The following is a 22,257-nucleotide window of genomic DNA, read 5'->3' as shown; positions in this document are numbered from 1 at the left end:
GGGCTGGTACCCGCCGGGCGGTGCGGGCGGGCCGGCGGCACCCGCCGCCCCGGCCGCGTGGCCGACCGACGGGGCGCCGCGCACGCCGCTCGCGTGGACCCCCGACCCGGCTCCGGGCGTGCCCCCGGGCGCGGTCCCGCGCCAGCCGCCGCCTGGGCTCCCGCCGTACGGGGGCTGAGGCGCCCCGCGGGAGTCCCCCGGACCGCCGCGCTCTACGGTGGACCCGTGCGCCCGTTCACCCAGGTCGACGTCTTCACCGCCGAGCCGTACCGCGGCAACCCCGTCGCGGTCGTGCACGACGCCGACGGCCTCACCGACGCCCAGATGGCCGCGTTCGCCCGGTGGACGAACCTGTCGGAGACGACGTTCCTGCTCCGCCCCACCGACCCGGCCGCGGCGGACTACCGGCTGCGCATCTTCACGCCCGGGGGCGAGCTGCCGTTCGCGGGGCACCCGACGCTCGGGTCCTGCCACGCCTGGCTCGCCGCGGGGGGCCGGCCGGCGGGCGGCAGCACGATCGTCCAGGAGTGCGGCGTGGGTCCGGTCGTCCTGCGTCGGGGCGCGGGCGGCCTGCAGTTCGCCGCGCCCGAGCCCCGCGAGGACGCCCCGGTCGACGCCGCCACTCTCGACCGCGTGCTCGCCGCCCTGGCCCTGCCCTCGGACGCCGTGGTCGACCACCGCCTCCTGGACAACGGCCCGCGGTGGCACGTGCTGCTCCTCGACTCCGCGGACCGCGTCCTGGGCCTGCGCCCGGACTGGGCCGCAATCGAGGGCGTCGACGTGGGCGTGGTCGGACCGCACCCCGACGGCGGCGAGACGGCGTTCGAGGTGCGCGGCTTCGCCCCGGGCATGGGGCTCACCGAGGACCCGGTCACCGGGAGCCTCAACGCCTCGATCGGGCAGTGGCTCATCCGCACCGGCCGCGCCCCGGAGCGGTACGTCGCGGCGCAGGGCACCGCGCTCGGCCGCGCGGGCCGGGTCCACGTCGAGCGCGACGCGGACGGCACGGTGTGGGTCGGCGGCGACACCGTGACGTGCATCGAGGGCACCGTCCGCGACTGACCGCGGGGCCCCGCGGGGCCGGCCCCCGGCGCGCGGGCCTGCGGCATCGCTGCTTGGCTGGACGGCATGCGGACCACCACGCGGACCCTGACCGTCGCCGCGTGCGCCCTCGCCCTCGCGGGCTGCACCTCGGCGGACCCGACCACGCAGGACCCGAGCACCACGGCGGCGGAGCCGGCGCCGACGGCGTCCGGCTCGGCCCCGACCGGCGACCCGACCGCGCCGGTCGCCACCGACGTCCCGCCGGAGGTCATGCTGCCCGAGACGTCCTGGCAGGGCACCGGACCCGAGGGCCCGCGCGAGGAGTCGGCCGGCGTCGTCGACTGGCGGCTGCCGGAGTCCTGCGATGCGGGCACGCCGACGGAGGCGATCGCGATGCGCACGGTCGCGCAGGGCTCGGGCGAGGCGGAGTCGCCGGTCGGGGTGCACCAGGTGGTGCTGCTGCCCGACGCGGACGCCGCGGTGGCCGAGGCCGACCGGCTGACCGCCGCGCTCGCCGCCTGCACCCGGTACGCCTCCGACAGCGCCACCACGTACGTGGTCGAGCAGGTCGAGGTCGGCGCGCAGGGCCTGGGCCTCGCGACCGACTACTACGGCGCCTCCGCGGAGGGCTCGATCGACGACGCGGTGGGCAGCTACCTGGCGCTCACCCGGCGCGGCCCGGCGATCACGCTCGTCGGGTTCGAGGGCGGCGAGGGCACCATCGCGACGGAGCGCGCGACCGCGACCGGGCTGGCGCAGGAGGCGTGGGGCCTGCTCTGCGCGTACGACGAGGCCGGCTGCTGATCCCGCGCCGCTAGCCGACCGCCGGCGGCCGGCACCGCAGCACCTCGAGCGTCTCCCCCGCCGCCGGCTCCAGCCGCAGCGGACCGGCCGACCACGGGACGAGCACCGTCGACCCGCGGCGCACCTCCGTGCGGACGCCGCCCGGCTGCACGAGGGCGCCCGCGCCGCCGACGACGACCGCCACCGCGAACCCCGCGTCCCACTCGCCCGAGCCGCGCCACCGCTCGACCCGGAAGAACGGCGCGGCGGCGGGCAGCAGGTCGCCGGTGTCGACGACCCGCGCCCCGCGCAGCGCGGCGATCTCCGCGGCCGACCAGCCCCGGCGGTCGACCGCCGTGAGGGCCGCGTCGAACCCGAGCCCGAGATGCCCCGCGGCGGCCCCGTCGATCGCGAAGCCCGCCCACTCGACGAGGATCGACAGGTCGGTCGGCTCCTGGAGCTCGACGACGAACGCCCCGGCGCCGATCGCGTGCGGCAGGCCCGCCGGGACCAGGACCGCGTCTCCCGGCTCCAGGTCCAGCACGTGCATCGCGTCGAGCACCGCCCCGCTGTCCTGCTCGTCCACCCACCGGCGCAGCTCGTCCGCGCCGACGTCACGGCGGAACCCGAGGTGCACCGGCGCGGCGGTCAGCGCCACCCACGCCTCCGTCTTGCCGTGCGTGAGGCCCAGGTGCTGCGCGGCGAACGGCACGTCGGGGTGCGCGTGCACCGGCAGCCGCTCGCCCGCGTCGAGGAGCTTGACCAGCAGGCCGACGTCGGCGCCGTGCGCGACCGCGCGCTCCGGGCCGAGCCAGGCGACGGGGTCGGCCGCGACCGCGTCGGCGAGCGTTCCGCCGCCGGGCAGCACGGTCAGGCCGAGCGCGTCCTCGCCGAACAGCGTCGTCGCCGAGCCCACCCAGTCCTCGGGCACGTGGTCGCCCCCGGCGGGCGATCCGGTGGGCCCGCGGAACTCCGCGATCCGCGCGCCGCCCGCGTAGAACCGGTCCGCCGGCTGGTTCGCCGCCAGCACGACCGGCCCGGTGGGCGCGCTGCCCGCCGGCACCGCACCCGCGCCGACGACGCCCATCGCCGTCACCGGTCCGCCAGCGCCGCGAGGAACCCGCCGACGAACGTGTCGCCCAACCCGATCGTCGTCGGCCGCGGCACGTCGAGCGCGTACGCGGGCTCGCACGCCACCGCGCCGGCCGCCGCGCCCGCGACCGCCTCGACCTCCACCGCGAACCGGGCGCCCAGCGGACCCGGCTCGCGCGCGCCCGTCGCGGCGTAGTCGTCGACCGTGAAGTCGTCGCCGTGCAGGTAGCGGGTGCTCGCCATCGTGATGCCGCCGCGCAGCGCCGGGCGCAGGTCGTCGGCGCCCGGCCCCGACGCCAGGGCCCAGTACCTCGTGTGCACGACGAGGGTGCGCGCGGGCACCGCGGCCCGGAGGTCGACCAGCGCCTTCGCGACGTCCGCCGCGTCCAGCAGGTCGACCGCGCGGCCGATCCAGGCCTGCAGCTCGTCCTCGTTCATCGCCCAGGCGTCGACCCGGCCGGCGAGGGCGTCCCGCACGTCGGCCCGGAGCGCGGGCACGTGGTACCCGGCGTCCTCGAAGTAGGCGAACGACCCCGGCGCCCGGCCGTCGAGCGCTGCGGCGACGGTCGCGAGCCGGTCGGCCAGCAGCGCGCGGTCCTGGATCACGTTGAACCCCGACATCAGCGTCACGTCCGCGGCCGCCACCGCGTCGCCCAGCCCGGGGTGCAGCACGAGCTCCAGGTTCGGCGGGTCGTTGACGTAGATCAGCCGGTTCGGGTGCGCGGCCACCACATCCTCGCCCGCCACCCGCACCGGCGACGCCGCGGGATACTGCACGATCAGGTGCGGGTCGGTGGTGTCGCGGTCCGCCGAGCACAGGTAGGTCGTCGAGGCCGGCAGCAGCCGCCGGACGTCGTCGTCGATGCTGACGAGATGCACCAGGGCCGGCAGGTCGCGCACCCGGTCCATCGCGATGGCGGCGCGCACGCAGGTGCCGCCCAGGGTCACGCGGCGCTCGAACCGGCGGGCGAACGCCTCGACGATCTCCGAGGACGCGACGAACCGCTCGCCCCCGACGCCGTCCCGGACGAACCCGAGCAGAGACCGCAGCAGGTCCCGCTCGCTGAGGATCGGCACCCCGGCGTCGAGCTCGTCGGCCCGCAGGCCCCACTCGGCCGCCAGCCGGGTCAGCGTCGCGGGGTCCCAGTCGATCTCGTAGTCGACGGTCCCCCCGAGCCCGAGGACGTAGCGCGTGCCCATCTGCCGCTCCTTCGCGGTCCGTGCGGTCGTGCGGTGCCGGCCGGTGCCGACGGTGGTGGTGCAGCCCGGTCCGGGCCGGGGTGGACCGACCCGGACCGGGGCATCCGTGGCGCCGACCTCAGTACAGGTCGGCCTTGCCCGCGGCGTCGAACAGCTCGATCTTCTGCGCCGCGACGGCGTTCATCGCCTCGATGGCCGGCGGCTGGATCGTGTTCGGCTCGCGGAGCGTGAGGTCGGCCAGGACCTCGCGCATCCGGTCGTGGTAGGCGACCTTGATGTCGCTGGAGATGTTGATCTTGTTCACGCCGAGCTTCACCGCGCGGCCGATCTCGTCGTCCGGGTTGCCCGACCCGCCGTGCAGCACGAGCGGGATCGGGAGCCGGGACTTGATCTCGGTCAGCAGGTCCAGCTTGAGCTCCGGGGTGAGGCCCTTCGGGTACAGGCCGTGCGCCGTGCCGATCGCGACCGCGAGGCTGTCGACGCCGGTGCGCCGCACGAAGTCGACGGCCTGGTCCGGGTCGGTGTAGATGATGTCCGACACCGCGACGCCGGCCTCGGCCTGCTCGTCGAGCTTGCCGATGGTGCCGAGCTCGCCCTCGACCGAGACGCCCACGGCGTGCGCGGCCTCGACGACCTTGGCGGTCAGCGCGACGTTCTCCTCGTACGGGAGCATCGAGCCGTCGATCATCACCGAGGTGAACCCGATCTGGAACGCCCGGAGCATCTGCTCGTAGGTGCCGCCGTGGTCCCAGTGGATCGTCACCGGCACGGTCGCCTTGTGCGCCCGCTGGATCAGCGCGGGAAGGACGTCGTGGCCGATGTGGCTGACCTCGTCGGGGTGGATCGCCACGATCAGCGGCGCGCGCCGCTGCTCCGAGACGTCGACGATGCCGTTGAACATCGCGTAGTCGCTGATGTTGAACGCCGGCACCGCGAAGCTGTGCTCGTTCGCGACGGCCAGCAGGTCCGCGCCGTTCATCAACATGGGGTGACTCCTCTTTCGTGTCGGGTCGTGCGTCGTTGCCGTGCCGTGGCCGAGGTCGTCAGACCTTGACCGCCCCTGCAGTCATCCCACCGATGAAGTACCGCTGGAAGAACAGGAAGAGAATGAGTACGGGAATGCACCCGAGAATGCTCATCGCCATCATCTCGTTCCAGTTGTACGAGTGCTGGCCCATGAGGAGCTGGATGCCGATCGGGACGGTCCGCATGTCCTCGGTGCGGGTGAGCGTCAGCGCGAACAGGAACTCGTTCCACGCGATCATGAAGGTGTAGATCCCGACGGAGACGAGGCCGGGCACCGAGATGGGGACGAGGATGCGCCACAGGGCGGTGAGCGGCCCGGCGCCGTCGACCTTGACGGCCTCGTCGAGCTCCCGCGGCAGGGTGTTGAAGTAGCCGGTCATCATGATGATCGCGTAGGGCAGCGTGAACACCATGTACGTGAGGATCAGGCCGGGGTAGGTGTTGTAGAGCTTGAGCGCCACCACCAGGCCGAAGTACGGGATCAGCAGCGTGATCGGCGGGACCGCCTGCACGCTGACGATCACCACGTTGATGACCTTCTTGCCGCGGAACTCGTAGCGGCTGAACGCGTAGGCCGCGAGCACCGCGACGAGCAGCGTCAGCAGCGTCACCGCGCCAGCCACGAGGTACGAGTTCCCGAAGAACCGGAGCTTCACCGGGTCCGTCAGGATCGACGTGTACGCGTCGAAGGAGAAACCCTCGGTGATCAACCGCGGCGGCGACGCGAAGATCTCCGGGTTCGCCTTGAACGAGCTCGACAGCATCCACAGCACCGGCAGGCCGGCGAACAGCGCGCCGAGCGTCAGCGCGATCAGCACGAGCGCCTTCTGGCCGGTCTTGGCGGGCGGGCGGCGCAGCTCGCGGGAACCGGCGCGCACGGGGGTCGGGGTCAGGGTCGCCATGTCAGTCACGCGCCTTCTGGTGCCGGACGTAGAAGAATGCGAGGACCATCGACAGCAGCAGCACGACCACCGCGGACGCGGACGCCACCGAGAACTCGTAGCGGCTGAACGCGAGCTTGTAGGTGAAGGTGCTGAGCATCTCGGTCGCGTTGATCGGCCCGCCGCCGGTGGTCATCCAGATCAGCGCGAACTGCTGCGTGGTCCAGATGAAGTCCAGCAGCGCCATCGAGATGATGATCGGGCGCAGCTGCGGGAGGGTGACGTTCCGGAACTGCTGGAACGGCGTGGCCCCGTCCACCCGGGCGGCCTCGTACAGGTCCTTGGGGATGCCCTGCAGGCCCGCCAGCAGGCTGATCATGAAGAACGGGTAGCCGGACCAGATGTTGATGAACGTCACCGCGGCGAGCGCGGTGCTCGGGTCGGCCAGCCACTCGGTCTGGCCGCCCGTGATCCCGAGCGAGCCGAGCAGGTAGTTGACGACGCCGTTCGGGTTGAGCAGCAGCCGCCACAGCACCGCGATGATCGCCACCGTGAACAGCCACGGCAGGACGTAGATCACGCGGAAGAAGGCCTTGGTGCGGTGGCTCAGCAGCGGGGTGTTGAGCAGCATCGCGAAGCCGAGGCCGATCGCGAAGTGCGCCACGACGCTGGAGACGGTGAACACGAGCGTGTTGCGGACCGCGGTGTAGAACACCGGGTCGGTGAGCACCTCGGCGTAGTTCGCGAACCCGACGAACGCCGAGTTCTTGGTGGTGATCACGCCGTCCAGCAGCGAGTACCAGATCACCATGACGATCGGCGTGAGCATGAGGATCGCCATGAGGACGCCGGTCGGCGTCAGGAACCCGTACGGCGTGAGCCGGCGCTTCAGCCGCTCCCAGCCGGAGCGGGCGGGCGGCTGCTCGGCCGGGGCCGCGCGGTCCGGGCCCGGCGAGCCGCCGGCGGTGGGAGCGACCACGGGTCGCTCGACGTGCGAGGTGAACACTCTCGGTCCTCCTTGACCGGGGGACCACGCCGGGCGGGTTCAGGGATCCCCGCCCGGCGCGGTCGCTGGAGGGGTCGGTCAGAACTCGCTCTCCCACTGCTTCTGCGCAGCGGTGAGCGCGTCGTCGACGCTCTGGTCGCCGTTGAGGCTCTTCTGCAGCTGCTCGCCGAGCTGCCGCATCAGCTCCTCGGCGACGGGCAGGCCCGTGAACTCGTTCGCCGGGTAGCCGTCCTGGTAGATCTCGAACGCGGTCGCGAACAGCTCGTTGTCCTCGACGAAGTCCGGCACGGACTCCGTGTTGCCCGGGAACGCGTTCGCGATCGACGACAGCTCGGCGTTGGTCTCCTCGCTCATGAGGAACTCGACGAGCTTCATCGCCTCGGCCTTGTGCTCCGAGTTCTCCGCGACGCCGATGCCCCACGAGGCGTAGGGGATGCCGCGCTCGCCCGTGTACCCGTCCTCGGCCGGGATGGCGGAGATCGAGAACTGCAGGTCGGGGTTGGCCTCCTGGATCGTGGTCACGTGGGCCAGGGAGTCGATCATCATGCCGACCCGGCCGTTGGTGAACTCCTCGACCTTGTCCTGCTCCTTCATCGTGAAGGAGCCCGGCGCGACGACCCCCGCGTCCCACAGGTCGGCGACGAACTGCACGCCGCTCTCCACATCCGGGTTGTCGGTGAGCGCCGGCTGGCCGTCGTCGAGCATCGAGCCGCCAGACGCCCAGACCCACGACATGACGTCGTTCTGGACGCCGTTCGGGGCTTCGAGCGACAGCGGCAGCACCCAGCCGTAGGTGTTGTCGCCCAGGGCCGTGATGCCCTCGGCCGCGTCCTGGAACTCGGTGCGCGTGCTCGGCGGCGCGTCCACGCCGGCCTGGGCGAGCAGGTCGTCGTTCGTGAACATCGGGTACACGAAGTTCACGACCGGGATCATGTAGGTCGAGCCGTCCACCTGGACCTGGCTGACCAGCTGGCTGTCGTCGAACCCGTCGTCCGCCATCAGAGCCGACAGGTCGGCGATCGCGCCCTGCTTCGCGAAGTCGTTGACCCAGGCGCCGTCCAGGCCGACCACGTCCGACATCGTGCCGGCCGCGGCTCCGGCGAGGACCTGCTCCTTGGTCGACGCGTACGGGCCGCTCAGCAGCTCGACGGTGATGCCGGGGTTCTCGTCCTCGAACTTGTCCATCAGCTCGCGGAACGCGCCGTCGGGCAGCTCGGGCTCCCACCACTGCGCGAACTCGAGCGTGACGTCACCGCCGTCCGACCCGCCACCGACCGCGGCGTCGCCGCCGCTGCCGCACGCGGTCAGGACCAGGGCCGAGGCCCCGGCGATGGCCGCGGCACTGAGGTATCGCATCCGAGCTCCGTTGCTCATGACTCTCCCTCCGGGATGCCGCTTTGTGCGGCTGAGTGCGCTTCTCTGCGTGTTTGAGCACGCTAGTGCGACTCTCTGCGGGCGTCAAGGGAGGATCCCCGCGCGTTATCGCACCGAGACCTGGCGACGCCCTCTCGCGATCACCACCGTCGTACCGGGCGATCGCGGGGCAAACCGGTCGCAAGCAGCCGCGACGGCACGATGCGTGACCATGCGGTAGGTATCCGCGACTTCCTGCGAGAGCGCGCGGTTTTGTGCTAGAAGTTTCTGCATGTCGTCCTCCGACACCGCACCGCGCCGCCTCCCGGCAGGGCGCAAGGCCGAGCTCGCCGCGTACGTGACCGAGACCGGCGAGGTCACCGTCGCGCAGCTCGCCGACCGGTTCGACGTGTCCGCGGACACCATCCGCCGCGACCTCGACCAGCTCGACGCCGACGGCGTGCTCGTCCGCACCCACGGCGGCGCCGTCGGTCTCAGCACCGCCCCGCGCCCCAACACGGAGCTCGACGTGCGGATGCGCATGCAGACCCAGGCCAAGGAGCGGATCGGCGCCCGGGCGGCCGCGCTGGTGCGGGACGGGCAGGCGATCATCGTCAACGCCGGCACCACGACGCTCGCCCTCGTCCGGGCGCTCGGCGAACGGCGCGACCTGACCGTCGCCACCAACAGCCTGCGCGGCGCGACCGAGCTCGCCCCGTCCGCGTACCGCGACCTCTACGTGTTCGGCGGCAGCGTGCGGATCACCGACCAGGCCACGCTCGGGCCCGTGCGGCTGCCCGCGTGGACCCACCAGCCGGAGGTCGACATCCGGTGCGACCTCGCGCTCATCGGCGTCGGGGCCGTGTCCGCCGACGTCGGGTACTCGACGAGCAACCTGGTCGAGGCCTCGATGATGGGCGACATGATGGACCGCGCCGACCGGGTCGCGGTGCTCGCCGACTCGTCGAAGTTCAGCCGCCGCCTGTTCGCGCAGATCGCCGAGCTCGGCCGGGCGGACTACCTCGTCACCGACGCCCCGCCGCCCGCCGACCTGCGCACGGCGCTGGACGAGGCCGGCGTCGAGGTCCTGCTCCCGGAGTCCTGAGCGTGGCCGTCGCCGCTGCCGCCCGCACGAGCGCGGGGCTGCTGCTGCACCGGCCGGGCGCCGGGGGCCCCGGCGCGCCCGAGGTCCTGCTCGGGCACATGGGCGGCCCGTTCTGGGCGCGCAAGCCGCACGGCTGGACCGTCCCCAAGGGGGAGCCGCTGGACGGCGAGGACCCGCACGCCACCGCGCTGCGCGAGTTCGCCGAGGAGGTCGGCGTCCCCGCGCCCGACGGGGAGGACGTCGACCTCGGCGAGGTCCGGCAGCGCGCAGGGAAGGTGGTCCGGGTCTGGGCGCGGGCCGCCACCCTCGACCTCGACGCCCCGCGCGGACCGGTGAGCCAGGTGACGGTCGACTGGCCCCCGCGCAGCGGGCGCACGGTGACGTTCCCCGAGCTCGACGAGCTGCGGTGGGTGCCGGTGCCGGAGGCCAGGGAGCTCGTCGTGGCCGCCCAGGCGGAGTTCCTGGACCGGCTGCTGGCGCACCTCTCCGGCCGCTGAGCCGGGCCGGGCGTGCGGGTGCCGAGCCGTCCACAGGTGCCGTCGTCGTGCGTCGTCCCCAGGGCGGGGGTCGGGCGCCGGGGTCGTGTCGGTGGCCGTCGGTAGTGTCGTTCCATGGCATCTGACCTGCAGGAACACTCCGACGGCGACCCGGTCGCCGCCGTCGTGCTGCCGGTCTACGGGCCCGACGGGACGTGCCTGACGGACTTCGGCCCGGACCCCGTCGTGGCGGCCGGTGGCGCGCCGCGAACCGGCGAGCAGCGGCAGGTCGAGGCGATCGCGGCCTGCCCGCCGGGGCCAGAGCTGGACGCCTGGCTGCGAGGGCTGGACCTGCGGGTGCTGTCCTCGAAGATCCTGGTCGAGGTGATCGCCGCGCAGGACCGGGTCGAGAGTCATCAGCACGCCCGCAAGCTGGCCATGGTCGCCGAGCTCGCCTCCCGGCCGGAGATGAGCCCGGAGTGGTCCCCGCTGGCCGGTGCGCCGCCGACGCAGGCCTGCGTGGCCGGGGACGAGCTGGTGATGCGGCTGGGGTGGCCGCGGGTCACTGCGATGAAGACCGTGCACCGGGCGCTGGTGCTCGACGGGATGCTCGGCGCGACCCGGGAAGCGTTGGAGGTCGGGCACCTCGACCCCGCCAAGGCCCAGGTCCTGACCGCCGAGTTGGCGGACCTGTCGTTCCAGGTCGCGCACGCCGTGGAGGACGCCGTGCTGCCCGAGGCCGACCAGTGCTCCGTCGCCGAGCTGCGGCAGCGGGTGGCGCGGGAGATCCGGTTGGTCGACCCCGAGGGCGCCGCCGCCCGCCGCGAACGCGCCCGCTGCACGAGGAAGGTGTCCCACCCGCGCCCCCAGCCGGACGGGATGGCCTCGATGTGGCTGGTGCTCGACGCGGCGGACGCGCTGCGGGTCGACGGGGTCCTGACCCACGCTGCGAAGACCGCCAAGGCGCTGGGTGACGACCGGACCCTGGACCAGCTGCGCGCGGATGGTCTGCGCGACCTGGTGGTCGGGGACGTCCCCGCGTCGGATGGTCCGGCGTTCGAGGTCCACCTGTCCCCGGGCCTGCCGGTGCCGCCGGAGCCGAGACGGTCGTGGAACGGGGCGACCATGACCGACCGGGACGGTGCGCTGCTCACCCGCCCGGTGGAGCCGATCCCGATCGCGAGGCTCATCCCGCTCGGCGACTCAGGTGCACACTCGGTGCCCGGCTCAAATGACCCCCGCGTGCTGGCCGGGCCGCCCGCCACCTCGACCGAGACTGCGACGGAGACGAAGACCGCGCCCGCGACGGCGACGGCGACCAAGACCGGTACCGGAGCCGCGGTGCCTGGCGCTCCGACCAGAGCCGCGGTGCCTGGCGCTCCGACCAGAGCCGCGGTGCCGATCGCGGCGAGCGACACCGTCGCGTCGAGCGCGGCGAGCGACACCGTCGCGCCGGGCGCGCCGGGCGATGCCGCTGCACCCGCCGCTGCGCCGAGCGCCGTCGTGACCACCCCCGCGTCCGCTCCCGCTCGCCGCGGCTGCACCCGCTGCTCGGGCCGTCCCGGCGCCGAGGTCCGGATCACCATCCCCGCCTCGACCCTGCTCGGGCTGGACGACCAGCCCGCGCACCTCGACGGCCACGGCCCCATCGACGCCGTCCAGGCAAGGGCCCTGGCGATCGGGGGTGTGTGGCAGCGGGTCGTCACCGACCCCTTGACCGACCGGGTCCTGGACGTCGGCCGCGAACGGTATCGACCACCCGCCGCCCTGGCCGAACTCGTCCGCACCCGCGACGGAACGTGCGCCGCACCCGGCTGCAGGGTCCCCGCCTGCGCATGCGAGCTCGACCACACCCAGGAGTTCCACCCCCAACCCGGCGGTGACCCCGACGCGCCCCTTGGCCGCACCGATGCCGACAACCTCGGACCGGTCTGCCACCGGCACCACCGCCTCAAGACCGACGGCGGGTTCCGGCTGCGGCAGATCGAACCCGGGCTCTACGAGTGGATCACCCCCACCGGGCACCGATACCTCACCCGTCCCGGCACCGGGCAGTGCCACGACGCCACCGCCGACCCCTACGACGCACCACCCCCGTTCTGACCCAGCGAGTCGGTCGCTCCGATGCATCCGTCCCTGTACGAGCGCGCCCCTCCCCAGTGGCGTGCCGCGCCTCGGGCTGCTGCCCAGGCCGACCCTGCCGCGCCTCGGGCTGCTGCCCCAGGCCGAGCGTGCCGCCGCGCCGCACCCATCCGGGCGTGCCCGCACCCATCCGGGCGTGCCCGCCCCAGGCCGGGCGTGCCCGCCCAAGGTCGAGCGTGTCCGCTTCCTGTCCAGCGCGTCCGCAGCACTGTGTCCGGACCCCCGGCCGCTCCCCGAGCATGCGCGCGTTCGCCACGGCCCGCGCACAGGGGCGTGTCAGTGGTGGGTCGTACGGTTCGGGACATGAGCAGGCGGGCCATCGACCACGAGCGACTCCGGGAGATCCACGCGCGGTTCTCGGCGACGCCGCCGCCGCGCACGCTCGCGGAGCAGGACGCCTACGACCGGCTCGAGGCCGAGCTCATCGAGGCGATGGGCCTGACCCGGGACGAGTTCGAGCGCATGTCCGCGACGTACGCCCAGCTGCGCCGCGCCAGCTGACGGGCCGGTCCTGGCTGTCCGCCTCCGCGACGCGGCCACTCCTGCCGTCGGCCTCCGAGACGGCGCCGGGCCTGCCGCGCGCCTCCGCGACCGCGCCGGTCCTCACGTCTGCCTCCTTCACCGGGCCGGCCACCGCTCGCCCCGCGTCCGGCCGGGTCACCGGTCGATGTCCTCCCGGACCACTCGCGCGGGGTTCCCGACCGCGACGACGTTCGCCGGGATGTCCCGGGTGACCACCGACCCCGCGCCGATGACGGAGTTGTCCCCGATCGTGACGCCCGGGCACACGATGACGCCGCCCCCGAGCCAGACGTTGTCGCCGATCGTGATCGGCTTCGAGCCCTCGAGCTTGTCCTTGCGGGGCTGCGGCTCGATCGGGTGGATCGGGGTCAGCAGCTGCACGTTCGGGCCGATCATGCAGTCGTCGCCGATGTGGATCGGCGCGACGTCGAGGGCCGTGAGGTTGAAGTTCACGAAGGTGCGGGCGCCGACGTGGATGTTCGTGCCGAGGTCGACGTGCAGCGGCGGGCGGATGCCCGAGCCCTCGCCGAGGGTGCCGAGCAGGTCGGTGAGGATCGCGCGCGCCGCCGCGTCGTCGAGGAGCGCGACCCGGCCGTAGGCCTCCGCCAACCGCGCCGACCGGCGGGTGAGGTCCTCGATCTCCTCGTCGGCGACGTACAGGTCGCCCGCGAGCATCCGTTCGAGGTGGGAGCGCGGGTCGTCGGCGAAGTAGTCGGTCGTCATGCGGACGATGCTAGGGAGCACCGTGCTGACCGCGCCGCGTCACCAGACCGGCGGTCGCCGCTCCGGCCACCGCAGCCGCGCCTCCAGCTGCGCCGCGAGGGCCAGCAGCACGTGCTCGCCGCCGGGCCGCCCGACGAGCTGCACGCCCATCGGCAGCCCCGCGGGGGCGCCGGCGTCGGGCTCGGTCCAGTGCGTCGGGACGGTGATCGCGGGCAGGCCGCACACGTTGAGCATCGACGTGTACGGCGTGTACTCGCACTGCTGGGCGAAGTTCCGCTCCGGGTCCTGGGCGTCGTACCAGCCGAGCGGGCGCGGGGTGAGCGCCATCGCGGGCAGCAGCACCGCGTCGTACTGCTCGACCCGGGCGACCATCGTCCGCTCGAAGGCCGCGAGCGCCCCGACGGCCTCGACGAGCTGCCGCGCGGGGACCACCCGGCCGCGCTCGATCAGCCACTGCGTCAGCGGCTCCAGCAGCGCCAGCCGCTCGGGGTCGTCGATCGGCACGGCGGCGGCGCCGGCCATCCACAGGGTCCGGAACGCCGGCGCGTACGCGGGGTCGGGCTCCCAGGTGCCGGTGTCCACGACGGCGTGGCCGAGGCCGTCGAGCGCGGTCGACCCGGCGTCGAGCGCGGCCCGCGCCTCGGGGCCGAGCACGATGTCGTACGCCCCTTCCCACGCGCTGAACGTGCTGACGCCGATCCGGAAGGCCGCCCGCCCGTCCGGGGTCCGGCCCTGCTGCGCGGCGTCGAGGTAGGAGCCCCGCGGGCCGGCGGCCGTGCGGAGCGTCCGCGGGTGGTCGACTGTGCCGTCCGCGCGCCGCGGCAGCATGCCCTCGAGCAGCAGCGCGGCGTCCGCGGTGGTCCGGGCGATCGGCCCGTGCACGACGAGCCCGCCCAGCGACTCCACGCCACCGCCGGCCGGCAGCAGCCCGCGGGTGGTCTTCAGCCCGACGAGCCCGCAGGCGGCCGCGGGGATGCGGACCGACCCGCCGCCGTCGGACCCCGGCGCGACCGGGAGCAGCCCGGCGGCCACCGCGACGGCCGCTCCGCCGCTCGACCCGCCCGACCCGCGCGAGGGGTCCCAGGGGTTGCGCGCGGGCGGCCCGACGAGGGTCTCGGTGTACGAGGGGAACCCGAGCTCGGGCGCCGCGGTCTTGCCGAGCGACACGATGCCGGCGTCGTCGAGCACCCGGGTGATGTCGCTGCTGACCTCGGGCACGTACCGGTACGGCCCGGCGAACGCCCGCGAGCCGAAGCCCGTCGGCACGCCGACCCGGTCGGTGAGGTCCTTGTCGGCCGTGGGCAGTCCCCAGAGCGGGGCATCCGGTCCGGGGCGGGCGTCGCGGCGCAGGGCGGCGGCGCGCTCCCGGGCGAGGTCCGGCGTGACCGTCGCGAAGGCGCCGAGCCCGGGGTCGCGGTCCGCGATGCGGGCCAGGTAGTGCTCGGCGAGGTCGGCGGGGTCGAGCTCGCCGGACCTCAGCAGGTCACGGAGGGCCAGGGCGGTCATCTCGTGCAGCGCGGTCACCCGGCCAGCCTAGGCACGCGGCGGCCCGGGCGACGGGGCCGCCCCGGCGAGCACCTACCCGGCGCCGCGCCGCGCGGCAGGGGCGCACCCGGGTGCGACGGTCCCGCGCGAGCATGGGCCCCATGCCCGCCGACGTGACGCTCGAGGACCGCCTCCCCACCCCGCAGGAGCACCGCCGCCTGGCCGAGGCCGTCGGCTGGGCCCACGCGTTCGACTGGCCGTCCCAGCCCGCGTCGCTCGCCGGCTCGACCCTGGGCGTCGTGGCCGTGGCCGCCGACGGCGAGACCGTCGGCATGGCGCGGGTCGTCGGCGACGGCGTGAAGTACTTCATGGTCCAGGACGTCGTCGTGCTCCCCGACCGGCAGGGGCGCGGCATCGGGCGGGCGCTGCTCGCGCGGGTGCTGGACCTGATCGCCCGGCGCGCGCCGGCGCCGGCGTTCGTCACGCTGTTCGCGACGGCCGAGGGCAGCGCGCTCTACCGGGCGGCGGGGTTCGAGGTCGGCGACATGACGGGCATGGTGCGCGTGGTCGAGCCCCGGCTCTGAGCACACCCGCGCACCGGCGCACCGCGCCGCGTCAGGCGCCCTCCGGCACCAGCCGCAGCGTCACGTCCACGCCCTGCGGACCCACGACGGACCCGACGATCCGCGGCCCGAACCGGTCGTACTTCGCGTGGTACGCCGCGTCGACGGCGTCGCGCGCGGCCGGGTCGGCGGCCTCGAACCGCACGTCCCGGGTGACGCCGCCGGCCTCGACGCGGCCGCGGCCGGACGCCTGCGCGCGGCGGAACCAGCCGCTCCCCGGGCCGTACGCCGAGCGGACCACGAGGTCGTCGCCGACCCGCACCACCCAGATGGTCACGGCCGGCCGGAGGGCGCCGTCCGGCCGGGAGGAGGCGAGCCGCAGCTCCTCCGCCCGGCCGATCCGCTCGAGCTCGACGGCGGTCCAGCCGCTCATCGCGCCCCACCCCCGGCGTACTGCGCGTCGTCGACCGGCTCGGCCCACGTGGTCTCCGAGCCGTCCCGGGCGTCGGTCGTCTCCCACATCGCCAGGTGCTCCATGAAGGCGTCGGGGCCGGCGCCGTGCCAGTGCTCCTCGCCCGGCGGGCACCAGACGGTCTGCCCCGGCAGCGCCTCGACCACGCGCCCGTCGCGGGTCCCGACGCGGGCGACGCCCTGGGTCACGCGCAGCGACTGCCCCACGGCGTGGCTGTGCCAGTGCGTGCGGGCTCCGGGTGCGAACCGGACGACGTTGACCCGCAGCCGCGACGGGGCGGGAGGGGCGGCGAGGACGTCGAACCAGACGTCGCCGGTGAACAAGGCGGACGGGCCGGCGGTCGTCGGCTCCTGGGTGCGGATCTCCACGCGGGTCTCCTCGGTGCGCTCGGCGCCGCGCGGACCGCGGCGCACCGTCCCAGCAGACACCCGGGCCGTCGCACCCGGGAGACCCCGCCGTGACGGGTACTGGCAGGACCTGCCAGCCGCGCCGCGCCGGACGTACCGTCGAGGCATGGACAACCGCGACGAGGTGCGTGACTTCCTGGCGTCCCGCCGGGCGCGGATCACGCCCGCCCAGGCCGGGCTCACCGCCTACGGGTCGAACCGCCGCGTCGCCGGACTGCGCCGCGAGGAGGTCGCGATGCTGGCCGGGGTGTCCTCCGACTACTACGTGCGCCTGGAGCGGGGGAACCTGTCGGGCGTCTCCGAGTCGGTGCTGGGCGCGATCGCCCGGGCGCTGCAGCTCGACGAGGCGGAGACCCTGCACCTGCACGACCTCGCCCGCGCCGCCGGCCCCCGCACCACGCGCGCCCGCCGCCGGCCCACGCCGCCCGTGCCGCCGAGCGTCCAGGTGATGCTCGACGCGATGACCGGGGCGCCCGCGGTGGTGCGGAACGACCGGCTCGACATCCTCGCGACCAACGCGCTCGGCCGGGCGCTCTACGCGCCGCTGTTCACCGGGCCGTCCCACGTCGAGGGCCGCCCCGCCAACCACGCGCGGTTCGCCTTCCTGGACCCCGCCGCCCACGACTACTGGGTCGACTGGGAGAAGGCCGCGAAGGACACGGTCGGCATCCTGCGCGGCGTCGCGGGTCGCGACCCGCACGACAAGGCGGTGCACGACCTCGTCGGCGAGCTGTCCACCCGCAGCGAGGAGTTCCGCGAGCGCTGGGCCCGGCACGACGTGCACCTGCACCGCGGCGGGCTCAAGCACATCCAGCACCCGGTCGCCGGGCGGCTGGACCTCATGTACGACACGCTGCCGATCGCGCAGGCGCCCGGTCTGACGATGCTCGTGTACACGGCCGCTCCCGGGACGGCATCGGCCGACGCCCTGCAGCTCCTGGCGAGCTGGTCCGCGAGCGCCGACCCCGCCGCGGCGGCGGAGCCGTCGCCCGCGACCCCCACGACCGCCGTCGGCTGACCGACCGCGGCCGCACCCGCACGCACCCGTCCCGTCCGGCCGGGTGCACCCCGTCGACCCCACGGAAGGCACCGCCATGCACACCCGCACGCTCGGACAGGGGCTCGAGGTCTCGGCCGTCGGCCTCGGCGCCATGGGCATGTCCCAGTCCTACGGCCCCAACCCCGGCGACCGCGACGACATGATCGCGGTGCTCCGCGGGGCCGTGGACCTCGGTGTCACGTTCGTCGACACCGCCGAGGTCTACGGCCCGTACGTCAACGAGGAGCTGGTCGGCGAGGCGCTCGCGCCGGCTCCGGGTCGAGGCGATCGACCTCTTCTACCAGCACCGGGTCGACCCGGACGTGCCGGTCGAGGACGTCGCCGGGACGGTGGGCGAGCTGGTGGCCGAGGGCAAGGTGAAGCACCTCGGGCTGTCCGAGGCGGGCGCGGCCACGATCCGCCGCGCGCACGCCGTGCACCCCGTGACCGCGGTGCAGTCGGAGTACTCGCTGTGGACGCGCGACCCCGAGCCCGAGGTGCTGCCGACGTGCGCGGAGCTCGGCATCGGGTTCGTGCCGTTCAGCCCGCTCGGCAAGGGGTTCCTCACCGGCACCGTCGACTCCTCGACGACGTTCGCGGAGGGTGACATCCGGCACCGGGTCCCCCGGTTCACCGCCGAGAACCGGGACGCGAACGAGGCGCTCGTGGGGCGGGTCCGCGCGCTGGCCGAGGCCCGCGGGGCCACGCCGGGGCAGGTCGCGCTCGCGTGGCTGCTCGCGCAGCAGCCGTGGGTCGTGCCGATCCCGGGCACGCGGCGGCTGTCCCGGGTGCAGGAGAACGCGGACGCCACGACGGTGGCCCTGTCGGCCGACGAGCGGGCCGAGCTCGACGCCCTCGCGACGACGGTGGGCGTCTCGGGCAACCGCTACGACGACGCGGGCATGGCGATGGTCGGCCGCTGAGCGCGGCCGGCACCCCGGCCTACGGTTTCCCGCGCAACCGCCCGCGATCGGCGTGGGCGCGGCCGGAAACCGTAGGCCGCGCCCACGCGGCGACCGGGGTCAGGCGCGCGGAAGCGGGCGCGGGGGCGCGGACGGCTGGTCCGGGAGCAGGGCGACCACCGTGGTGAGCACGCCCCACACCAGCGCCGGTCGGGTGTGCGCGAACCGCACGCCGGCGGCGCGGCGGCGCTCGCCCCGGCGGAACACGGCGCGCTCGATCGCGACGACCGACGCCACGGACCCGGCGAGCACCGCGGCGCCCGCGCCCACCGCCGACGCGCGGCCGCCCGGCGACATCGAGCCCCACATCGCCGCCCAGTCGACCTGCTCGGCCTCGGGGTCCTGCGCGTCGGCCTCGCGCTGGGCGCGCACCTCGGCGAGCCCGCGGCGCATGTCCGGCACGGACGTGGCGATGACCACGGCGGTCAGGGCGGCCTTGGCCCAGCCGCGGCCGGCGCGGGACCGGATCAGGTCCGGCGCGGCGTAGTAGGCGGTCGCGGCCAGTCCGCCGACCGCGGCGTTCAGCACGCGGGAGACGGGCGGGGTGGACGGCATGACGGATCCTCCGAGGTGGTCGACGGGTCGTCCCGTCACGCTAACCAGCGACCCGCGCGGCCCACATCCGTCCTGCGGCGGAGCGGCGTGGTCCGTCCGGCGGACCACGTCCAGGCCGGGGCCGGTGCCCCGCGGCGCACCGGCACGCCCGAGCGGCACCGCCCGGTCGGGCGGATCGGCTGGTCAGCGCTTCCCCCGCTGGCGGCGCCGTCCGGCGCGAGCGATGATCGCGGCCGGAACCGCCCCCCCGGCGGGCCCGCCGATCCCCGAGCCGCGAGGAGACCCATGCCCGACGGCACCCGCCCCGTCCGCCTCCAGGACGCCGGCCCGCCGCCGGACCTGCTGCTCGCCCCGCTCCCGGCGACCGTCGCCGACGCGCTCCGGGCGGCCACCGGCTGGCCGGACCACCTGCGCCCCGGCGCCGGGTCGACCGCCGCGCTCTGGGAGCTCCTCGCCACGCTCGCCGCCCACGACCTCGCGGTCGCGCGGGCCGTGGAGCCGCACCTCGACGCGCGCGCGATCCTCGACCAGACCGGGACCGGCAGCCCCCTCGACGCCGCCGCGACCACCTGGGGCGTGTACGCGGCCGAGGGTCCCGGCCCGGCGCTCACGGCCACTGCGGTCGACGACGGCTGGCTCCTCGAGGGCACCAAGCCCTGGTGCTCGCTGGCCGGCGACCTGGACGCCGCGCTCGTCACCGCCCGCGTGGCGGACGACGACGCCCGCCGCGGCCTGTTCGCCGTCGATCTGCGGGCACCCGAGGTCCAGCCCGTCGACGCCCCCTGGCCGTCGCGCGGCCTCGCGGAGATCCCGAGCACCCCGGTCCGGTTCGACCGGGCGCGCGCGACGCTGGTCGCCGAGGGCGTTTGGTACCTGGACCGCCCGGGCTTCTGGTGGGGCGCGATCGGCGTCGCGGCGTGCTGGTTCGGCGGGGCGGTCGGCGTCGCCCGGCGCCTGCACGCGCACGCCGCGGCCCGCCCCGACGACCGGCTGCTCGCGATGCACCTCGGCGCGGTCGACGAGCGGCTGGCCGCCGCGCGTGTGGTCCTCGCGGACGCCGCCGCCCGCGTCGACGCGTCGGGCGCGGCCACCCGCGGCGGGCTCGACCCGGAGCCGGAGGAGGCCCGCGCCGCCGGCCGGGTGCTCGCGAAGCGCGTGCGCGCGACCGTGGCCCGCACCTGCGAGGACGTGCTGCGGCTCGCCGGCCACGCGCTCGGCCCGGGGCCGCTGACCCAGGAGCCCGAGCACGCCAAGCGCGTCGCCGACCTGGAGGTCTACGTCCGGCAGCAGCACGCGGAGCGCGACGACGCGTCGCTCGGCGGCCTGCTCGCGGCGGGGCCGGCGCCGTGGTGATCTTCGACGGCCGGGCGGGCGGCACCCCGGCCGGCATCTGGGAGGCCTCCGCGCGGTTCGCCGCCCTGCCCGGGCTGGCGCTGCCCGCGGGCCGCACGGTCGTCGTGGCGGCGCACCCCGACGACGAGACCCTCGGCGCCGGCGGCCTGCTGCACCGGCTCGCGGAGGCCGGGCGGCCGGCGGACGTCGTCGTCGTCACCGACGGGGCGGGCTCGCACGCCGGCTCCGTCACCCTGGCTCCGGAGGACCTGGTCCCGATGCGGGCGCGCGAGCTGGCGGCGGGCGTCGCGGTGGCGTCCCCGGGGTCGACCGTCACCATGCTCGGCTTCCCCGACGGCGGGACGCGCGAGCACCGCGAGGCGGTCGCGGCGGCGCTGCGCGCGGCGGTCGGCGACGAGCCGCTCGCCGTCCTGGTCGCGCCCTGGCGCGGGGACGGCCACCGGGACCACCGCGTCGTCGGGGAGGTCTGCGCCGAGCTCGCGGCCGAGACGGGCGCGCGGCTGCTCGAGTACCCCGTCTGGCTGTGGCACTGGGCGACGCCGGACCACGCCGACGTGCCCTGGGACCACCTGCGCGCGCTGCCCCTCGACGACCGGGACCTCATCGCGAAGCGCCGCGCGCTCGCGCAGCACGTCACCCAGACGCAGCCCTGGTCGCCCGCACCCGAGGACGCCGCGCCGCTGCACCCGGAGTTCCTGCGGAACTTCGACCGGGACGTCGAGCCGTTCGTGGTCGCCGACGACCTGCCCGCCGGCGTCCCGACGGAGTACTTCGCCGGGAAGTACGAGCGGCGCGACGACCCGTGGGGGCTCGCGACGCGGTGGTACGAGGAGCGCAAGCGGGCGCTCACGCTCGCGGCGCTGCCGGCTCGGCGGTACGGCTCGGTGCTGGAGATCGGCTGCTCGGTCGGCACGCTCACGGCTGAGCTGGCCCGGCGGGGCGACCGGCTGCTGGCGACCGACGTGGTGCCGGCCGCGGTCGAGGCCGCCCGGGAGCGGGTCGCGGGCCAGCCGCACGTGACGGTGCGCCGGCACGACGCCCGGGCCGGGGTGCCCGCGGGACCGTACGACCTCGTCGTGCTGTCCGAGGTCGCGTACTACCTCACCCGACCCGAGCTGCTCGACCTGGTGGAGCGGCTGCGCGCCGAGCTCGCGCCCGGTGCCACCGTGCTCGGCTGCCACTGGCGGCACCCCGTCGCCGAGCACGCCCAGACCGGCGACGACGTCCAGGCGACGCTCGACCGTGCGCTGGGGCTGGCGCGCGTGGCGACGTACCGGGACGCGGACGTGGCGCTCGACGTGTGGTCCGCCGACCCCGCGTCCGTGGCGGAGCGCGAGGGCCTGCTGCCGTGACCCGGCGACCGGCGGCCGCGCGCCCGCCCGTCGAGCGGCTGCTGGTCGTCGTGCCCGTCCACGACGAGGAGGAGCTGCTGGCCGCGTGCCTGGCCTCCGTCGCGGCGGCCGCCGACGCCGCGGGAGCCCCGGTGGACGTCGTGGTCGTCCTCGACGACTGCCGCGACGGGTCCGCCGCGGTCGCTGCGACGGCGGGCGTGCGCACGCTGACCGTGCGGGCGGGAGCGGTCGGCGCGGCGCGGGCGGCCGGGGTCGCCGCCGGCCTCGCGCTGCGGGACGCCGACCCGCGCTCGGTGTGGATCGCCTGCACCGACGCCGACACCGTCGTGCCCCCGCACTGGCTGCGCGGGCACCGCGCGCTCGCGGACGCCGGCGCCGACGTGGTGGTCGGCACCGTCCGCCCCGACCCGCGCGACCTCGCCCCGCGGCAGCTCGCCGCCTGGCGCGCCACCCGGGTCCCCGGCCGGCCGAACGGGCACGTGCACGGCGCGAACCTCGGGGTCCGCGCGGACGCCTACCTCCGCGCGGGCGGCTTCGCCCCGCTCGTCGAGCACGAGGACGTCGACCTCGTGGCGCGCCTGCGGGCGGACCCCGAGGTCGTGGTGCGGGCGTCCGACGAGGTGGACGTCGTGACGTCCGGGCGCACGGTCGGCCGCACCCCGGGCGGCTACGCGGGCTACCTGCGGGACGCGTTCCCCGCCTGACGCGCCGTCGGG

The 22,257-nt window shown here is 75.5% G+C and carries 22 protein-coding genes and 1 pseudogene; 12 read left to right on the top strand and 11 right to left on the bottom strand.

Annotation, left to right across the window (positions count from 1 at the left end):
* Positions 1-225 precede the first annotated feature (225 nt).
* Entirely contained in the window at positions 226-1,062 is an 837-nt protein-coding gene (locus tag J5O08_RS07010) for a PhzF family phenazine biosynthesis protein (protein WP_218706163.1), read from the top strand.
* Positions 1,063-1,128: 66 nt separating this feature from the next.
* Positions 1,129-1,848: a hypothetical protein gene (locus J5O08_RS07005; protein ID WP_218706162.1), complete on the top strand. Its 720-nt coding sequence runs from the start codon at positions 1,129-1,131 to the stop codon at positions 1,846-1,848.
* A gap of 10 nt (positions 1,849-1,858) precedes the next feature.
* Here the strand turns inward: J5O08_RS07005 and J5O08_RS07000 are convergent, their stop codons facing one another.
* The 6 genes from J5O08_RS07000 to J5O08_RS06975 form a co-directional block, all read right to left on the bottom strand.
* Positions 1,859-2,914 carry a class I mannose-6-phosphate isomerase gene (locus J5O08_RS07000; RefSeq protein WP_218706175.1) on the bottom strand — a complete coding sequence of 352 codons (1,056 nt, stop codon included), beginning with the start codon at positions 2,912-2,914 and terminating at the stop codon, positions 1,859-1,861.
* A 5-nt stretch (positions 2,915-2,919) separates the two neighbouring features.
* Positions 2,920-4,119, bottom strand: coding sequence for an ADP-dependent glucokinase/phosphofructokinase (locus tag J5O08_RS06995; protein ID WP_218706161.1), 1,200 nt, complete (start codon positions 4,117-4,119; stop codon positions 2,920-2,922).
* Between the two features lie 118 nt (positions 4,120-4,237).
* Positions 4,238-5,104, bottom strand: a complete 867-nt coding sequence (locus J5O08_RS06990) for a ketose-bisphosphate aldolase (protein WP_147795023.1) — start codon at positions 5,102-5,104, stop codon at positions 4,238-4,240.
* A gap of 58 nt (positions 5,105-5,162) precedes the next feature.
* A complete protein-coding gene (locus tag J5O08_RS06985) occupies positions 5,163-6,047 on the bottom strand; it encodes a carbohydrate ABC transporter permease (RefSeq protein WP_218706174.1) in 885 nt (294 codons plus the stop codon).
* Between the two features lies 1 nt (position 6,048).
* Positions 6,049-7,032: a sugar ABC transporter permease gene (locus J5O08_RS21580; protein WP_308281444.1), complete on the bottom strand. Its 984-nt coding sequence runs from the start codon at positions 7,030-7,032 to the stop codon at positions 6,049-6,051.
* Positions 7,033-7,110: 78 nt separating this feature from the next.
* Positions 7,111-8,388, bottom strand: coding sequence for a sugar ABC transporter substrate-binding protein (locus tag J5O08_RS06975; protein ID WP_255589419.1), 1,278 nt, complete (start codon positions 8,386-8,388; stop codon positions 7,111-7,113).
* Between the two features lie 289 nt (positions 8,389-8,677).
* Between J5O08_RS06975 and J5O08_RS06970 the strand changes: the two genes are divergently transcribed.
* From J5O08_RS06970 to J5O08_RS06955, 4 genes are all read left to right on the top strand, one after another.
* Positions 8,678-9,490 (top strand): DeoR/GlpR family DNA-binding transcription regulator, encoded by an 813-nt coding sequence (locus tag J5O08_RS06970; protein ID WP_217614769.1) that lies wholly within the window; start codon positions 8,678-8,680, stop codon positions 9,488-9,490.
* A 2-nt stretch (positions 9,491-9,492) separates the two neighbouring features.
* On the top strand, positions 9,493-9,987 hold the full coding sequence (locus tag J5O08_RS06965) for an NUDIX domain-containing protein (protein WP_308160905.1): 495 nt from the start codon (positions 9,493-9,495) through the stop codon (positions 9,985-9,987).
* Between the two features lie 114 nt (positions 9,988-10,101).
* On the top strand, positions 10,102-12,069 hold the full coding sequence (locus tag J5O08_RS06960; RefSeq protein WP_218706159.1) for an HNH endonuclease signature motif containing protein: 1,968 nt from the start codon (positions 10,102-10,104) through the stop codon (positions 12,067-12,069).
* 342 nt (positions 12,070-12,411) lie between these two features.
* A complete protein-coding gene (locus tag J5O08_RS06955) occupies positions 12,412-12,609 on the top strand; it encodes a hypothetical protein (RefSeq protein WP_217614768.1) in 198 nt (65 codons plus the stop codon).
* A 156-nt stretch (positions 12,610-12,765) separates the two neighbouring features.
* Here J5O08_RS06955 and J5O08_RS06950 read toward each other — a convergent pair whose 3' ends face one another.
* Both J5O08_RS06950 and J5O08_RS06945 read right to left on the bottom strand, forming a co-directional pair.
* Positions 12,766-13,353: a sugar O-acetyltransferase gene (locus J5O08_RS06950; protein WP_218706158.1), complete on the bottom strand. Its 588-nt coding sequence runs from the start codon at positions 13,351-13,353 to the stop codon at positions 12,766-12,768.
* Positions 13,354-13,392: 39 nt separating this feature from the next.
* A complete protein-coding gene (locus J5O08_RS06945) occupies positions 13,393-14,877 on the bottom strand; it encodes an amidase (RefSeq protein ID WP_218706157.1) in 1,485 nt (494 codons plus the stop codon).
* Between the two features lie 122 nt (positions 14,878-14,999).
* Here J5O08_RS06945 and J5O08_RS06940 point away from each other — a divergent pair, with 122 nt between their 5' ends.
* Positions 15,000-15,422: a GNAT family N-acetyltransferase gene (locus J5O08_RS06940; RefSeq protein ID WP_218706156.1), complete on the top strand. Its 423-nt coding sequence runs from the start codon at positions 15,000-15,002 to the stop codon at positions 15,420-15,422.
* A gap of 31 nt (positions 15,423-15,453) precedes the next feature.
* On the opposite strand, the gene J5O08_RS06935 is transcribed toward J5O08_RS06940, so the two are convergent.
* Positions 15,454-15,834, bottom strand: a complete 381-nt coding sequence (locus J5O08_RS06935; RefSeq protein WP_218706155.1) for a DUF2255 family protein — start codon at positions 15,832-15,834, stop codon at positions 15,454-15,456.
* Complete coding sequence (locus J5O08_RS06930; RefSeq protein ID WP_308281442.1) at positions 15,831-16,241, bottom strand: cupin domain-containing protein; 411 nt, start codon at positions 16,239-16,241, stop codon at positions 15,831-15,833. The genes J5O08_RS06935 and J5O08_RS06930 overlap by 4 nt, the downstream gene beginning before the upstream one ends.
* Positions 16,242-16,386: 145 nt before the next feature.
* Between J5O08_RS06930 and J5O08_RS06925 the strand changes: the two genes are divergently transcribed.
* Both J5O08_RS06925 and J5O08_RS06920 read left to right on the top strand, forming a co-directional pair.
* Complete coding sequence (locus J5O08_RS06925) at positions 16,387-17,298, top strand: helix-turn-helix transcriptional regulator (RefSeq protein WP_218706153.1); 912 nt, start codon at positions 16,387-16,389, stop codon at positions 17,296-17,298.
* A 76-nt stretch (positions 17,299-17,374) separates the two neighbouring features.
* A pseudogene (locus J5O08_RS06920) lies at positions 17,375-18,242 on the top strand (aldo/keto reductase).
* Between the two features lie 99 nt (positions 18,243-18,341).
* Here the strand turns inward: J5O08_RS06920 and J5O08_RS06915 are convergent.
* On the bottom strand, positions 18,342-18,836 hold the full coding sequence (locus J5O08_RS06915; protein WP_218706151.1) for a hypothetical protein: 495 nt from the start codon (positions 18,834-18,836) through the stop codon (positions 18,342-18,344).
* A gap of 285 nt (positions 18,837-19,121) precedes the next feature.
* On the opposite strand from J5O08_RS06915, the gene J5O08_RS06910 reads away from it, so the two are divergent.
* Genes J5O08_RS06910 through J5O08_RS06900 form a run of 3 tightly spaced genes read left to right on the top strand, consistent with a single transcriptional unit; the run spans position 19,122 to position 22,245 of the window.
* Positions 19,122-20,189 carry an acyl-CoA dehydrogenase family protein gene (locus J5O08_RS06910; protein WP_218706149.1) on the top strand — a complete coding sequence of 356 codons (1,068 nt, stop codon included), beginning with the start codon at positions 19,122-19,124 and terminating at the stop codon, positions 20,187-20,189.
* Positions 20,183-21,541 carry a PIG-L family deacetylase gene (locus tag J5O08_RS06905; protein WP_218706147.1) on the top strand — a complete coding sequence of 453 codons (1,359 nt, stop codon included), beginning with the start codon at positions 20,183-20,185 and terminating at the stop codon, positions 21,539-21,541. Before J5O08_RS06910 ends, J5O08_RS06905 begins: the two co-directional genes overlap by 7 nt.
* Positions 21,538-22,245: a glycosyltransferase gene (locus J5O08_RS06900; RefSeq protein ID WP_308281441.1), complete on the top strand. Its 708-nt coding sequence runs from the start codon at positions 21,538-21,540 to the stop codon at positions 22,243-22,245. Before J5O08_RS06905 ends, J5O08_RS06900 begins: the two co-directional genes overlap by 4 nt.
* Positions 22,246-22,257: the final 12 nt, after the last annotated feature.

Source organism: Cellulomonas sp. PS-H5, assembly GCF_019265565.1.
Taxonomy (GTDB): domain Bacteria; phylum Actinomycetota; class Actinomycetes; order Actinomycetales; family Cellulomonadaceae; genus Cellulomonas.
The sequence above is the reverse complement of the archived record's forward strand: the minus strand, read 5'-3'. Positions and strand labels throughout refer to the sequence as shown.